The sequence below is a fragment of the Brevibacillus sp. SIMBA_040 genome (genome assembly GCF_046535075.1).
Lineage (GTDB): Bacteria > Bacillota > Bacilli > Brevibacillales > Brevibacillaceae > Brevibacillus.
In genome coordinates this window covers 230952-244445 of record NZ_JAWRXI010000002.1, presented here as the reverse complement: position 1 = coordinate 244445, position 13494 = coordinate 230952, and the positions used below count along the sequence as shown (strand labels likewise).

13 protein-coding genes, 3 tRNA genes and 1 pseudogene are annotated in these 13494 nt (G+C 48.0%); 14 read left to right on the top strand and 3 right to left on the bottom strand.

All coding sequences use genetic code 11. The annotated features are described in order from the left end of the window. Positions 1 to 23: 23 nt before the first annotated feature. The 11 genes and pseudogenes from SB752_RS04140 (at position 24) to SB752_RS04090 (ending at position 10149) form a co-directional block, all read left to right on the top strand. A complete protein-coding gene (locus SB752_RS04140; protein ID WP_410714464.1) occupies positions 24 to 695 on the top strand; it encodes a GNAT family N-acetyltransferase in 672 nt (223 codons plus the stop codon). 109 nt (positions 696 to 804) lie between these two features. Then, complete coding sequence (locus tag SB752_RS04135; protein ID WP_410714463.1) at positions 805 to 1050, top strand: hypothetical protein; 246 nt, start codon at positions 805 to 807, stop codon at positions 1048 to 1050. Continuing rightward, positions 1047 to 2408, top strand: a complete 1362-nt coding sequence (locus SB752_RS04130; RefSeq protein ID WP_410714462.1) for a sigma-54 interaction domain-containing protein — start codon at positions 1047 to 1049, stop codon at positions 2406 to 2408. Before SB752_RS04135 ends, SB752_RS04130 begins: the two co-directional genes overlap by 4 nt. A 116-nt stretch (positions 2409 to 2524) precedes the next feature. After that, entirely contained in the window at positions 2525 to 3394 is an 870-nt protein-coding gene (locus SB752_RS04125; protein ID WP_410714461.1) for an energy-coupling factor transporter ATPase, read from the top strand. After that, positions 3391 to 4257 carry an energy-coupling factor transporter ATPase gene (locus SB752_RS04120; RefSeq protein ID WP_410714460.1) on the top strand — a complete coding sequence of 289 codons (867 nt, stop codon included), beginning with the start codon at positions 3391 to 3393 and terminating at the stop codon, positions 4255 to 4257. The genes SB752_RS04125 and SB752_RS04120 overlap by 4 nt, the downstream gene beginning before the upstream one ends. An 11-nt stretch (positions 4258 to 4268) precedes the next feature. Next, positions 4269 to 5105, top strand: a complete 837-nt coding sequence (locus SB752_RS04115) for an energy-coupling factor transporter transmembrane component T family protein (RefSeq protein WP_410714459.1) — start codon at positions 4269 to 4271, stop codon at positions 5103 to 5105. A gap of 61 nt (positions 5106 to 5166) precedes the next feature. Then, positions 5167 to 5724: an ECF transporter S component gene (locus SB752_RS04110; protein WP_049740004.1), complete on the top strand. Its 558-nt coding sequence runs from the start codon at positions 5167 to 5169 to the stop codon at positions 5722 to 5724. 5 nt (positions 5725 to 5729) lie between these two features. After that, a pseudogene (locus tag SB752_RS04105) lies at positions 5730 to 6640 on the top strand (P1 family peptidase). Positions 6641 to 6691: 51 nt separating this feature from the next. Then, entirely contained in the window at positions 6692 to 7909 is a 1218-nt protein-coding gene (locus SB752_RS04100; RefSeq protein WP_410714458.1) for a M20 family metallopeptidase, read from the top strand. Positions 7910 to 8020: 111 nt separating this feature from the next. Then, positions 8021 to 9808: a M3 family oligoendopeptidase gene (locus SB752_RS04095; RefSeq protein WP_410714457.1), complete on the top strand. Its 1788-nt coding sequence runs from the start codon at positions 8021 to 8023 to the stop codon at positions 9806 to 9808. Positions 9809 to 9900: 92 nt separating this feature from the next. Beyond that, on the top strand, positions 9901 to 10149 hold the full coding sequence (locus SB752_RS04090; RefSeq protein WP_103105143.1) for a hypothetical protein: 249 nt from the start codon (positions 9901 to 9903) through the stop codon (positions 10147 to 10149). Positions 10150 to 10262: 113 nt separating this feature from the next. Here SB752_RS04090 and SB752_RS04085 read toward each other — a convergent pair whose 3' ends face one another. Next, complete coding sequence (locus tag SB752_RS04085; RefSeq protein ID WP_410714456.1) at positions 10263 to 11168, bottom strand: C40 family peptidase; 906 nt, start codon at positions 11166 to 11168, stop codon at positions 10263 to 10265. Positions 11169 to 11354: 186 nt separating this feature from the next. Here SB752_RS04085 and SB752_RS04080 point away from each other — a divergent pair. The 3 genes from SB752_RS04080 (at position 11355) to SB752_RS04070 (ending at position 11796) form a co-directional block, all read left to right on the top strand. Then, positions 11355 to 11431: transfer RNA gene (locus tag SB752_RS04080), tRNA-Asp, on the top strand. Positions 11432 to 11627: 196 nt separating this feature from the next. Beyond that, positions 11628 to 11703 (top strand) — tRNA-Thr (locus SB752_RS04075). A 6-nt stretch (positions 11704 to 11709) separates the two neighbouring features. Beyond that, positions 11710 to 11796: transfer RNA gene (locus tag SB752_RS04070), tRNA-Leu, on the top strand. A 7-nt stretch (positions 11797 to 11803) separates the two neighbouring features. Here SB752_RS04070 and SB752_RS04065 read toward each other — a convergent pair. After that, complete coding sequence (locus tag SB752_RS04065) at positions 11804 to 12055, bottom strand: tyrosine-type recombinase/integrase (protein WP_410714455.1); 252 nt, start codon at positions 12053 to 12055, stop codon at positions 11804 to 11806. A gap of 1048 nt (positions 12056 to 13103) precedes the next feature. Beyond that, positions 13104 to 13238, bottom strand: coding sequence for a helix-turn-helix domain-containing protein (locus SB752_RS04060; protein WP_410714454.1), 135 nt, complete (start codon positions 13236 to 13238; stop codon positions 13104 to 13106). Positions 13239 to 13494: the final 256 nt, after the last annotated feature.

The following is a 13494-nucleotide window of genomic DNA, read 5'->3' as shown; positions in this document are numbered from 1 at the left end:
TTAGCTTATAGGGGGCTTTATTCATGGAATTCGTACGTATTTCGCACATTGACAACCCGCTTTTTGCAAAAATGCACCGTTTGATGCAAGAAGTATTCCCGCCAGAAGAAGTACTCGACTACGATCTGTGGAAGGAACCGTTGGAAGATCCAGGTATTCGTGTTTTCGTCGCAGTCCATGAAGGAGAAGTCGTAGGGGCCACCGAATATCGTTATTACACGGATATGAATGTAGCCATGACGGACTTTACCATCATCGGCAGAGAAGGACTCGGAGTAGGGCGTTTTCTGGCGAGAGAGCGTCAAAAGGATCTTCTCGCACTCGCAGCTGAGAACGGCAAAGAGCTGTACGGTATGTTCGCAGAAATCTATGATCCATACCGCGCCCAGGAGCATGCATTTGGTGGAATCAAGCCGATGGACCCGTTTGTTCGCCGGGAAGTGCTCTCCCATCTGGGCTACAAGCGTACCAACTTCACGTACGTTCACCCGTCCTGGCAAAATGATGGGGAAGCAGTAGCTGGACTTGATTTGGGCTTCATGCCAACAAATGAGGAGCAAACGACACTGGAAGCGGATCTGATCGTGACATTCCTCAAGCGCTACTACGCTGTTCTTCCACAAAAGCCACAAGCATGGCTGGACATGGTGGCAGAGCTGGAAACAAAACAATCTGTAGAGCTGCTCCCAATTTAATAACGACATCACGAACCGACTCTCCTGTGGAGCTAAGCCTTATTTAGTTTCACGGGAGATTTTTTTCTCCAGTCCTTCATACATTTGAGCTGGCGAGGAGTGATCAATAGTGAATGCACAAAATGTGGCCGCTATTCTACTGTACATGGCGGTCATCCTGCATCTGCTCAGTATGAGTGGCTGGGTGGTAGCCAAGCTGATCCAGCCGATTCAGCTCGTCATTCTTGGCTTCATGCTGACTGCTCTGTTTGTTTTGCGTAAGAAGAAACGAAAAACGAAAAGGAGACCACGCAAACCACCTGTAGAAGTCGATGTCATGCTCGATCGGGCACAGGAAGGAGAGGCTGGTAAATGATCAACGATATACACATTCAAGCCATTTTGGATGCTTCCCACGATGGGATCATTGCCGTTGATCGTGATTCGAATATCATCTGGGTGAATTCCATTGCAAAAGAAATACTCGGCTTGCCAGCCAATATTGTGGGACAAAAAATTACGCGCTATATCCCAAACTCGGACATGCTGCGCATCTTAGCCACCGGAAAGCGCGAGATCGGTGATATTGCCACGATATTGAATCGCCAGATCATCATTAATCGGCTTCCGATGGTCGTCGAAGGGGAGATTGTGGGAGCGGTCTCCACCTTCAAAGAAATAACAGACATTCAAAAGATGGAGCTGCGTATCCGTAAACAAAGCATGGAAAGCGGATTGGAAGCGAAGTATCGTTTAGAGGACATCATCGGTCAAGCTCCTGCCATGCGAGAGGCAAAAGAATGGGCTGAAACATTTGCACGAACGGATGCAACTGTCTTGATCCAAGGAGAGACAGGGACGGGCAAGGAGCTGTTTGCACAAGGCATTCACTTGAGCAGCCAACGTGCTACTGGACCGTTTATTGCGGTCAATTGTGCAGCACTCCCAGGGAATCTGCTGGAAAGCGAGCTGTTCGGTTACGAGGAAGGTGCCTTTACAGGTGCGCGCAAAGGAGGAAAGGCAGGCTTGTTTGAGCTAGCGCACGGGGGAACGCTATTCTTAGATGAAATCGGAGAGATGTCTATTCCGATTCAAGCACTTCTTTTGCGCATCTTGCAAGAGAAAAAGGTCCGGCGCATAAGCGGAGAGCGGATTGTCCCTGTTGACGTGCGCATTATCGCTGCAACGAATCGCGATTTGGAAAAGCTGATGGAAGAAAAGCTGTTTCGCTCCGACCTGTATTATCGTTTGAATGTATTGACCTTGGAATTGCCGCCATTACGTGAGCGTACCGAAGACATTCCCTTGTTGATTGCTTCTATTGTGGAAGAGTTGGCAGAGCGTGGGACACGAAAATTGCGAATCGCAGACGAGGCTGTCCTGCACTTGTTAAAACAGCATGATTGGCCTGGTAATGTTCGGGAATTGCGAAATATGGTTGAACGGATGGTTCTCTTATGCAAAACGGACGACATACGAAGCGAAGACATCGCCTTTTTCACGAAAAAGCTCAATCTACGCAGACAAATCAGGCGACAAGAAAACCAGGAGGTCGAATTAATCAGGAAAGTTTTGGAAGAAACGAAAGGAAACAAGGGAGAAGCGGCGAAGATTTTGGGAATGGACCGATCAACACTGTGGAGGAAGATCAACGACACGGAGAAGAATAAACCTGTTGCACATGCAACATATATCGTGCACGCTGCAACAAAGAGAAGGAGAAAAAGAGTATAATTAACTGAAAATTTAAAACATACAGACTTGGCATGGTTGTTGCTATTCATTTTACATGGAAACAAGTTTATTGATTTTGTACCGCATGATATTCCAGAACAAAGTGAGGGGAGCACATGTCTACAGACCCAATCATTCGTGTTGAAAACGTCTCGTTTGCGTATCAGTTAAACCAAGATCAGCAGGTGCCGGTGCTGCAAAACGTCTCCCTCGAAGTGTTTCCCGGAGAGTATGTAGCGATTATTGGCCATAACGGTTCAGGCAAATCGACCTTGTCCAAGCACTTAAATGGCATTCTGACCCCAAAAGAAGGGGATGTGTTTGTAAACGGGATCAATACCCGTGACAAGGCTCGTATTCATGAAGTGAGAAGTCGTGTAGGGATGGTGTTTCAGCATCCGGACAATCAGATCGTGGCAACGATTGTCGAGGATGATGTGGCTTTTGGATTGGAGAATATTGGAACAGCCGAGGAAGAGATGAAGGAGCGGATAGATTTTGCTCTGGAAGCAGTCGGGATGAGTGCATTTCGCCACCGACCGCCGCATCACCTATCAGGTGGTCAAAAGCAGCGTATCGCCATCGCAGGTATTTTGGCGATGAAGCCGCAATGCCTGGTGCTCGATGAAGCGACTAGTATGCTGGATAGCTACGGTCGACAGGACATATTAGCAGTCGTTCGCAAGCTGCACAGTGAAGGAATGACCATCGTGACGGTCACCCACCATATGTCGGAGGTAGCGGAAGCCGATCGTGTCATCGTAATGGAGGGTGGCAAAATCGTTTTGCAAGGAACGCCACGAGAAGTATTCTCGCATCAAGAGAGGCTCCAGGAGCTGCATTTGGACGTACCGGATGCGAGTCGCGTAGCAGCACTGGTTCACTCTGAATACCCCGCGTTTTCTCCCGATTTGATCCACAACGAAGAGGTAGTAGCTGAAGTCAATCGCGTATATGTCAGACGAGCGGAGGCGAGTGGATCATGACGCAAACCAATCCGATGGTCTCGGTAAAAAATCTCACGCATGTCTATATGCAAGGAACTCCTTTGCAGCACCGCGCCCTAGATGAGGTCAATCTCGAGGTCGCAGAGGGAGAGTGCCTTGCGATCATCGGCCACACAGGCTCAGGAAAATCAACGTTAATCCAGCATTTTAACGGGCTGATTCGTCCTCAATCCGGCTCTGTCATCATCAATGGGTTGGACGTGTCCCAGCCCAAGTTGGATATTCGGACATTGCGACGTCAGGTCGGATTGGTATTTCAAAATCCGGAAGACCAGCTCTTTGAAAAACTCGTGGGCGATGATGTTGCATACGGTCCGTTCAAAATGGGCTTGCCACTGGAAGAGGTAAGACGCCGCGTCCATTGGGCTATGGAGCTGGTTGGTCTTTCGTTTCAAGAAATGAAGGACCGTCCCACATTCGCACTCAGTGGTGGTCAAAAGCGCAAGGTCGCGTTGGCAGGTGTTTTATCTTTGCAGCCAAAGGTATTGGTGCTGGATGAGCCGACAGCGGGACTCGATCCACGCTCGCGAAAAGAATTGCTGGAGCGAATTCGCAGGTTGAATCAGGAGGAAAAACTGACTGTCATTTTCGTCTCTCACAACATGGAAGAAGTCGCGCAGCTAGCCGACCGTGTGTATGTCATGGCAAATGGCAAGGCCGTCCTCGATGGTACTCCTCGCCAAATATTCGGGAATCAGGAATTGCTTCGCGAGCATCATATCGGCACACCCGAATCCGTACATATTTTGTACAGACTGCGAGAGGAAGGCTATGAAATTGATCCCGGCGCCTATTTACCTGAAGAAACCGCTCTGGAAATAGTAAAGCTGTTCAAGCGATAGGAGGGATCAACATGTCAGCGGAATTTGAATTGACACGCAATATTACCATTGGCCAATACTTGCCCACAGGCTCAATCGTTCATCGTCTGGACCCGCGATTCAAGCTAGCTGCTTTTGTGGTGATGATCCTGGCTATCGCCATTTGCAATACGTACGTTGGCAATTTGTTTGCTTTGGCGATCTGCATCTGGATGTTCTCTGTCTCCAAGATCCCACTGCACTATGGGATATCTGGAATTAAGCCAGCGGTTCCGTTCATTATCATCCTCGCTATCATGCAGCTTCTTTTTTACGGTGAAATCGCCAATGGAGGCACGGTATATTTGAAATACGGTTTTATTACCATTTCGAGTGAAAGTATTCGGCTGGTTGTCGTGTCTGCGATGCGATTTGTTGAAGTCATCTTTCTATCCAGTGTATTGACACTCAGTACGTCTACTACAGAGCTTACACATGGAATGGAGAGACTCTTGGGCCCACTTGAAAAAGTAAAATTTCCCGTACATGCATTCGCTTTGATCATCACGATTGCGATTCGCTTTGTACCGACGTTTGCCATGGAAATGGAAAAAATGATGAAGGCGCAGGCCTCTCGTGGAGCAGACTTTGGGACAGGAGAATGGTGGCGGATTGTTCGCAGAACCAAGGACATGTTTCCAATCATCATCCCGCTCTTTAACGTTGCGCTGGCCAGAGCAGAGGACTTGATTCTCGCGATGGAAGCCAGATGCTACGTGCCAGGGGCATCACGAACTCGTTTTGCCCATTACAAAGCAAACAGCAAAGATTATCTCGCCCTCCTGTTTAGTATTGTCATTTCTGTTATCATGCTTGGAATACCGTTTTAGTAAGCGGGAGTTCTCCCTTTTTGGGGATTCCAGATAGATTTTAGACAAAGGAGGAGTACGCATGGAAAAGGGCTTGACGGTACGAAGGATCGTAATTGCAGGTGTCCTGGGAGCGATAGCGATTTTGCTAGGGGTGACGCGTCTTGGATACATCCCGGTTCCGACAGCAGCAGGGAATGCCACGATTATGCACATTCCAGCTGTAATCGGCGGTATCATGGAGGGCTGGGGCGTTGGTATGATCATTGGTCTTATTTTTGGAGTATCTTCTTTTTTAAACGCCACCGTTCCGTTGTTTAAAGATCCGCTGGTAGCAATTTTGCCGCGCTTGTTCATCGGGGTCACCGCCTATTTGACCTACGTGGGGCTGAAAAACGTCAACCAATACCTGGCGATTGGTGCTGCGGGCTTCATTGGAGCCATGACCAATACGATCCTGGTGCTCGGAATGGCTGTTATTCGCGGGTACATGCCATTTGGCGTAGCGACAACGGTAGCAGTCACCAGTGGCTTGCCTGAAGCGATCGTCTCTGTCATCGTCACGCTGGCAGTAGTGGCAGCATGGAAAAAGATTGGTTCAGCAGGAAGGCAAAAGTCAAAAATTTCAGGAGATTTGTGAGGCAGATGACTGGAACGATTATAGATGTGCCCGGAGTAAGAGTGGGGCACGCTCAAAACGAAAAAGCGTTAACAGGATGCAGTGTAATTGTGCTTGATCAACCGTCCGTATGCGGCGTGGATGTCCGGGGTTCTGCCCCGGGCACACGCGAGACGGATTTGCTCGATCCTGTGAATCTCGTCCATGCCGTCCATGCCATCTGCTTATCGGGTGGGAGGCAGGTATTGGGCTAGAGGTAGGGTATGGTGTCGTACCGATTGTGCCAGCAGCTGTGCTGTTTGATTTGGCTGTCGGGGATTACCGAATACGTCCTGATCGTGTCATGGGCTTTCAGGCGGCAGCAGCAGCTAGCAGGGATGTCTGCTCGCAAGGAAATGTAGGAGCGGGTACCGGTGCGTCCGTAGGCAAATTGAACGGCTTTGACCATGCGATGAAAAGCGGATTGGGATCAGCCTCGCTCAGCTTGCCGAACGGTTTGGTAGTGGGTGCGATCGTCGCGGTAAATGCAGTTGGACATGTGGTAGAGCCGCGGACAGGAGAAATTTTGGCAGGACCGCGCGATGAAGAAGGGCAAATTCAGGACAGTGTGGAGTTAATGAAGGCTCACACATTTTCCCCCATCCCCCCAGGAACGAATACAACGATTGCGGTGGTAGCCAGTAATGCTGCGTTCACAAAGGCGGAAGCAAAAAAAGTAGCGCAAATGGCTCATGACGGGCTTGCCCGTACAATCAGGCCGATCCATACGATGTTTGACGGGGACACCATCTTTGCAGTCGCTACTGGAGGCGTCGAGGCTTCCGTAGACCTCGTCGGTACCCTATCCGCAGATGTGCTCGCCGAAGCCGTTATCAGGGCAGTGAAATCGGCGGAAGCAGCGGGGGGACTTCCTTCTTACAGCAGTATTCACAGATAGCTTGTCGTTTTTCCATTCACAAAAATGGATGCAAAAGGAGAGGATTTTCCAATGAACCAGGTTGTTTCCTTTGTAGACGAACAGGAAGTTGTCCGCTTGACGCAGGAGCTTATTCGGATTCCAAGTGTATTCCGTCCTGAGCAGCCAGGAGCTAATGAAGAACGAGTCGCTCTTTTTGTAGCCGATTATTTACGAAATATGGGGATGCAAGTATTCTACGAGGAAGTAGTGCCAGGCAGGCCAAATGTGATCGCCTTTTACGATTCAGGCAGACCAGGAAAAACCTTGCTGTTCGAAGCACACACGGATGTCGTTACCGAGGGAGACCGCGATGTATGGAGCTACGATCCGTTTGGCGGGCAGATTTCAGGTGGGCGTATTTATGGGCGGGGCTCTTGTGACACCAAAGGTAATTTGGCTGCGGCGATCTGCGCGGTCAAGGCGATACAGCGATCCAAAGAAACCTTTACCGGAAAAATTCTTTTGTGTATTCCATGTGATGAAGAAGGAATGATGATCGGCATAAAGGATTTTATTCGTCGAGGCTGGGCGAACAACGTAGACGCAGCGATTATTTGTGAGCCAGAAGAAAATCAGCTTTGCATCACGCAAAAAGGGGCGATGCGGGCAATTTTGCGAACGTATGGAAAAATGGCGCATGGGGCCATGCCCTTGACTGGAATCAACCCAAATACACGCATGGCACGTGCGATCGTGGCACTGGAAGAGCTGGAGCGAAAAGAAATGGCACGTCTCGGACAGGATCCGATGCTGGGGTGGCCGAGTATTACCCCGACGATTTTGCAAGCCCCGGTAAAAGGTGATGCTCAAATCAATGTCGTCCCCGATCAGTGCATGACGACACTGGATATACGCACAGTGCCCGGTCAAGATCATGATGAGCTGCGTCATGAAATGCAGGAGATACTGAAGAGCTTGGGCAGAGAGGATGACAAGTTCAAGGCTGCTCTTGAAGTGATTGAAGAGCGTCCTTGGACGCTGACAGGGATGGAGGAGGAAGTCGTACAAGCGGTTGCCAGCTCCTATCGTGAAATCACAAAGAAGGAGCCCGTCTACAATGGTGTGCCTGGTGCCACAGATGGAACCTTCTTACACAAAGCAGGCATCCCGATTTTGACTACGGGTGCGGGAGATCGCCACATCCCGCATCATGCTGACGAGTACGTCGACATCGATCAGCTCGTAGAGTCGACCCAGCTTTTTGCTTTGTCGGCCTTGACATACCTCACTCAGCCTGTACGTGCATAAGAAACATTCCCTGCCAAAATGCTGGCAGGGTTTTTTTACTAAAAACTTGCTCAATCCATCCAATTTTTTTTACAATGGAATGGTTACATAAGTTGAAGGAGGCAAGCGCCCATGGATATGCGATGGAACCTGGACGTATTGTATACGTCATTTGACTCGCCTGAATGCAAGGCTGATTGGGAAAAATTATGCCGCGAGATGGACGAGGTAAAAAGCTGGGCCGGGCAAAATCTGCATTCAAAAGAAGATGCAGTTGCCAAAATGGAGACCTATCTCACAAAATTGACCTCCGCCTTGCAAACACAAGCACGTTTATACAGCTTTGCAGAACTGACTGCGAGCGTTGATGCGAAAAACACAGCTGCCCTACAGCTGATTGAGCGTATTCAGGATCAGTCTGTAGAGCTGGTGGAGCCAGAGGTACTCTTCCAAAAATGGTTAGGATCTTTGGAAAATTTGGAAGCGCTTATCAGCAAGTCCACTCTCTTGGAGACGCATCGTTTTTATTTGAGTGAATTGTCCGAGAAGAGCAAGTACATGCTCAGTGAAAGAGAAGAAATCATTCTCGCAAAAATGAAAAATACGGGCTCAAACGCATGGACCAAGCTTCAGGAGATGTTGACTTCGACCCTTTTGGTGGATATCACCGTCGACGGCGAGAAAAAACAGCTTCCGCTTCCAGTTGTCCGCAACATGGCGTATGAAAAAGATGCAGCGGTACGTAAAAATGCGTATGAAGCAGAGCTTGCAGCATACAAAAAGATTGAAGAATCTTCTGCAGCAAGTCTGAATGGAATCAAAGGCGAAGTCATCACGGTGGCAAAGCTGCGTGGCTATGAATCTCCATTGGACAAAACGCTCAAAGATTCGCGGATGGACAAAGAGACCTTGGACGCGATGCTCACAGCGATGCGCGAAAGCCTGCCAGCATTTCATACCTATTTCCGCAAAAAGGCAGAGCTGCTCGGACATTCGAATTCTCAGCTCCCGTTCTATGACCTGTTCGCTCCGGTAGGGGAAGCTGACATGCGCTTTAGCTATCAGGAGGCACGCGAATTTATCGTGAAGCATTTTGGTAGCTTTAGCGAAAAACTGGCGAATTATGCTGCCCGTGCCTTCGACAACAAATGGATTGATGCCGAGACACGGGAAGGCAAGCGGGGAGGAGCATTTTGCTACAACCTGCACTTTGTAGGGGAAAGCCGCATCATGGCGAACTACACAGGCAGCTATAACGATGTAAGCACACTTGCACATGAGCTCGGACATGGCTATCATGGCGATTGCCTGGTTAATGAAGCGTTTTTGAACAGTGATTATCCGATGCCAATCGCTGAAACCGCATCGATTTTGTGTGAAACGATCATTGCCCATGCTGCTCTAGCGCAAGCGACACCAGACGAGGCTTTTGCCATTCTCGAAAATGATATTTCTGGCGCTAGTCAGGTCATTGTGGACATCTATAGCCGTTATTTGTTTGAAACGGAGCTGTTTGCTCGCCGCGAAAACGGATCTTTATCCGTACAGGAATTGAAGGACATCATGCTTCAGGCACAAAAAGACGCGTATGGCGAGGGATTAGATCCGTCCATTCTCCATCCGTACATGTGGGTATGTAAGCCTCATTATTACAGTGCAGATTTTAACTTCTACAACTTCCCTTATGCTTTTGGACTGTTGTTTGCAAAAGGACTGTATGCTGAGTATTTGAAGCGTGGTGAGTCGTTTGTCGAGCAGTATGACCAGCTTCTTTCTGTGACTGGTAAGCAAAGCATTGCAGATGTGGCTGCGATCATGGATGTAGATGTGCGTTCGGTGGATTTCTGGCGCAACTCCTTGGCTTTGGTCGCCAAGGATATCGAAAACTTTGTAGAGCTGGCATCTTCGCGTCAGCAATAGTTTCCAAGCCGTCCGATTACGTCGGACGGTTTTTTTGCGCATAGTCAGGTGACTCCGTGGAGAAAGTAAGTAAAAACGAATGAGGTGATATCGTGGTAAACGGATTGCAGTTGCTCGACCTATTACGGGAAACGGAAAACAAAATGCTGCATTTACATAGAGCCATCGATAGGGTGAGCAGTGAACCGGATTTCAAGGAGTCCGTCAGCGTACTTACCGTAGTGGTTAGAGATTATCAGCTTCAGCTCGACAAAATGAAGCAGGCTCTTGGAAAAATTGAAATTGGTGCCAATCAGCAACAGGGAGCGCAGCAGACGTCTCAAAGCACGGAAACCCATTAATGCCAAAAGCCCACATTCTCTTTTGCAAACGAAAAGAGAAGTGGGCTTCTTTTTGTAATACGAAAACGGGTGGCACAGCCAACAAAGATGAGTGGCAATGCCTGTTCGTTCAATTACTGGAACTGAACATAACGTTTTACGCCGTAAAATGGATACAGCTTATGCATGTACTCGACTTTTCCATAACGAACATCGTCGCCGTTTGCATGGACAATGGTGCCGTTTCCAAGATAAATAGCTACGTGAGACACGCGGCCTTTTCCAAGTGCATCGTAGAACAGAAGATCTCCTGGCTGAGCTTCATCCAAGGAAACAGCTTGTCCACTGTTAAACTGATCTTCGGATGTGCGAGGAAGTGTAACCCCGAGCTGGTTAAAAACGTATGAAGTAAAGCCACTGCAATCAAAACCATTTGGCGTCGTACCGCCTAAAACATAGGGGGTCTTGAGAAGAGGTGTGAAGATCGTTTCCAGACGTCCCAGACTAGCGGAGTCAACATCACCAGACATTTGTGGCAGAGAAGACAGCTTTGCGCTCAAAAATTCTGTAGCGACATAAGCCTCGCGATCCTCAAATTCAATTTTTGTCCATTCACTATCCGTTTCCAGAACCTCTACAAGCGAGCCAAATTTTAATTTTCCTAGAACTTTGGCATCCACGGAAGGCTTCTTCCGAACATTCAGTACATCGCCTGTGACGCGGGCTTTTTCTCCTGCCGTAATCTCTTTGACTTCTCCTTGAGCATGACTATTGCTTACTGCCACATCAGGTGGCGCTGATTCATCCGCAGAGACCGACAAGTCTGTCGTTGACAACGACAAGGTTTGACCAATCGACAGTTGATCTGTATGGAGCTGATTCACTTGCATGAGTTGGTCCACAGTCGTATGGTTCTCGCGGGCAATCTTACTCAACGTATCACCTGCTGACACCACATGCATGGGAGAAGCTGCGTGGGCAGCTGTTGGCAGCAGAGTGAAGAGGGCGAGGAGGGTGAATAGCTTCGAAGTATGTTTCATGTCATCGTCTCCACCAATCTACTAATTTCTGCATATCTAGATAAAATTTTAGCGGATTTTGGTTGGTAAATCTATGAAAAAATAATCTTTTAAAAAAGTTTTTGTGAACTCTTGCAATCTGAAATAGGATCGTGCTATATTACTAGAGTCCCGTTCAGAATATGAAAGCGGTTGACACAAATACCTGGAGCTGTGGTGAAGTTGGAGTTCACGCCGGTCTGTCACACCGGAGGTCGCGGGTTCGAGTCCCGTCAGCTCCGCCATTTCTAAAGAGGTTATGGGCCTCTCACCCGTAAACGGGTTCACCCTCGGAGAAGTTACGCCAAGGTGAATCGCTTGGGTACTCCAGATCTGGCTTCTCATAAGAAGAATTTCGAGGAAGAGGCGCCAGTGGAAGCGAGTCCCGTCAGCTCCGCCATTCTATTCATCTAGAATGTGCGAAAATGATATCGTTACCGTGCCGGTGTAGCTCAATTGGTAGAGCACCTGACTTGTAATCAGGGGGTTGTGGGTTCAAGTCCTATCGCCGGCACCATTTTTTGCGGTCGTGGCGGAATTGGCAGACGCGCTAGATTCAGGTTCTAGTGGTGGCAACACCGTGGAGGTTCAAGTCCTCTCGACCGCACCATCCTTCATTAACTAACAGGTTTCTGATCTGCTTTTTTCGGCAGATTGGAAACCTTTTTGTTATTTGAAATATTTAAGCTGCTGCTCATTACTTGGGCTGAAGAGATTTTGGAACTGTAATCCAAATGAGCGTAAATATTAGCTGTAGTGGAAAAAAGACTATGACCGAGCCATTCTTGAATTTCCTTCATGCTTACGCCGTTTGCCAACAATAGGCTGGCGCAACTGTGCCGAAGATCATGAAAACGAATTCGACGCATTTCATGTTTCTTCAGTACAAGCGGGAAGTGCTGAGTAATATACCCAGGTTTAATCCGTTGCCCAGTTTATCCAAGTAGATGTAATCTTTGTACTCGTTGCTATAAGAACCTTTGTAAAATTCACGGTTTTTCTGCTGCTCCCGCTGAATTCGTAGCAGGAGTTCCTGAAAGACCGGAACGAGTAGTCACTGTTGAACAAATGTGCGAAATGCTAGGCGGCATCAGCACCAAACGGCTTACAAGTTGTTGCAATCCGGACGCATCTATCATTTTCGTATTGGAAGAACATACAAAATTCCTAAGTTGAGCGTCATTGTCTATCTCCGTGAAATTATGAACCCCAACATACTTTCTAACACTGACGCTTTACTGTGTTGAAATGCTACATTGGGATAATTCAGACATAGAAGAGCATAAGGATCGGGAATGATAATCGGTTCTGAGTTGGCATCTGACATGGCTTGTCTCCTTTCCGTCTATATCGAGGTATGTAAAGAAGTTTTCAGGAAAGTAAGGTGAACGCGAGCGGCAGATAACAGGAGAATTGTTCTCATAGAAGGCAACGTTCTTGCATTAAAATAACCTGCTTCAAGCTGCTGCTGGCAAACGGCATCATAACCTCGATGTTATCGAAGCTCCCCCTCCTCCGAGCGGGCTGCCCCCAATGCAGTGACGCTGGCCGGGCAGAAGTATCATAAATCCCCCTAACCGATCTTGGCGATTCAACCCGCCATGGGTTGATGGTAGCCAGAAGTAAACTTCTCGATCCCAAATGTCAGACCGTCATGGCGCTTCCGCTTCGTCGCTTCTGTTATTCACAGGGTTAGAGGAATGCGCTTGAAACAGAACGTATGAAGTTGTCAAAGAACTTTTTCGACAGCAATTCGCTAGTGCCGTCATATACTAAATGATGATAGGTTATAAAAAAAGCAACCGGAATCCCTAATAAAATGCAAAAAACGGTAGCACAAGCAAGAACTTTTGCATTTTAATTGAAAATGGGAAAGCAGAAGTAAGATAATACCTCTGCTTTCCCATAAAGCCTAAATCAAATAGCTGTTTTAAAATAACGGCCGAGGTCAAAGCGTCTGATAGCTAGAAGAAGCTCTATGGTTAAGTGTTGCTTGCAGTCCTCATCAATGAATCCATGCTGTTTCGCAAGATTTTTAATACGTGGACTCAAATCGATGCGAAGTCAGAGAATTTTTTTAAAGATACCATCCTAGTATCTAGGATGGACAGAGAGTTGAAAAACCTTACGTCCGCCTTTGAAACCTGTGAAAATACCGCAAATTCTAATCAAATTCACGGGTAGATAGGGGGCACCCGGAAAGTAATCGGATAAGCTTCCAAGTGTTGCTTCACTTTCCGGGGGAGGGCAGTGGTTGGAGGGATATACCCCACGGGCGTATGCAGAGAAATTTCTACGAGAATCGGGT

Excerpts from the sequence above, each read along its gene's own strand:
- SB752_RS04125 (WP_410714461.1), top strand. The coding sequence starts at position 2,525 with ATGTCTACAGACCCAATCATTCGTGTTGAAAACGTCTCGTTTGCGTAT.
- SB752_RS04140 (WP_410714464.1), top strand. The coding sequence starts at position 24 with ATGGAATTCGTACGTATTTCGCACATTGACAACCCGCTTTTTGCAAAA.
- SB752_RS04100 (WP_410714458.1), top strand. The coding sequence starts at position 6,692 with ATGAACCAGGTTGTTTCCTTTGTAGACGAACAGGAAGTTGTCCGCTTG.
- SB752_RS04115 (WP_410714459.1), top strand. The coding sequence starts at position 4,269 with ATGTCAGCGGAATTTGAATTGACACGCAATATTACCATTGGCCAATAC.
- SB752_RS04085 (WP_410714456.1), bottom strand. The coding sequence starts at position 11,168 with ATGAAACATACTTCGAAGCTATTCACCCTCCTCGCCCTCTTCACTCTG.
- SB752_RS04065 (WP_410714455.1), bottom strand. The coding sequence starts at position 12,055 with ATGCGTCGAATTCGTTTTCATGATCTTCGGCACAGTTGCGCCAGCCTA.
- SB752_RS04120 (WP_410714460.1), top strand. The coding sequence starts at position 3,391 with ATGACGCAAACCAATCCGATGGTCTCGGTAAAAAATCTCACGCATGTC.
- SB752_RS04095 (WP_410714457.1), top strand. The coding sequence starts at position 8,021 with ATGGATATGCGATGGAACCTGGACGTATTGTATACGTCATTTGACTCG.
- SB752_RS04130 (WP_410714462.1), top strand. The coding sequence starts at position 1,047 with ATGATCAACGATATACACATTCAAGCCATTTTGGATGCTTCCCACGAT.
- SB752_RS04110 (WP_049740004.1), top strand. The coding sequence starts at position 5,167 with ATGGAAAAGGGCTTGACGGTACGAAGGATCGTAATTGCAGGTGTCCTG.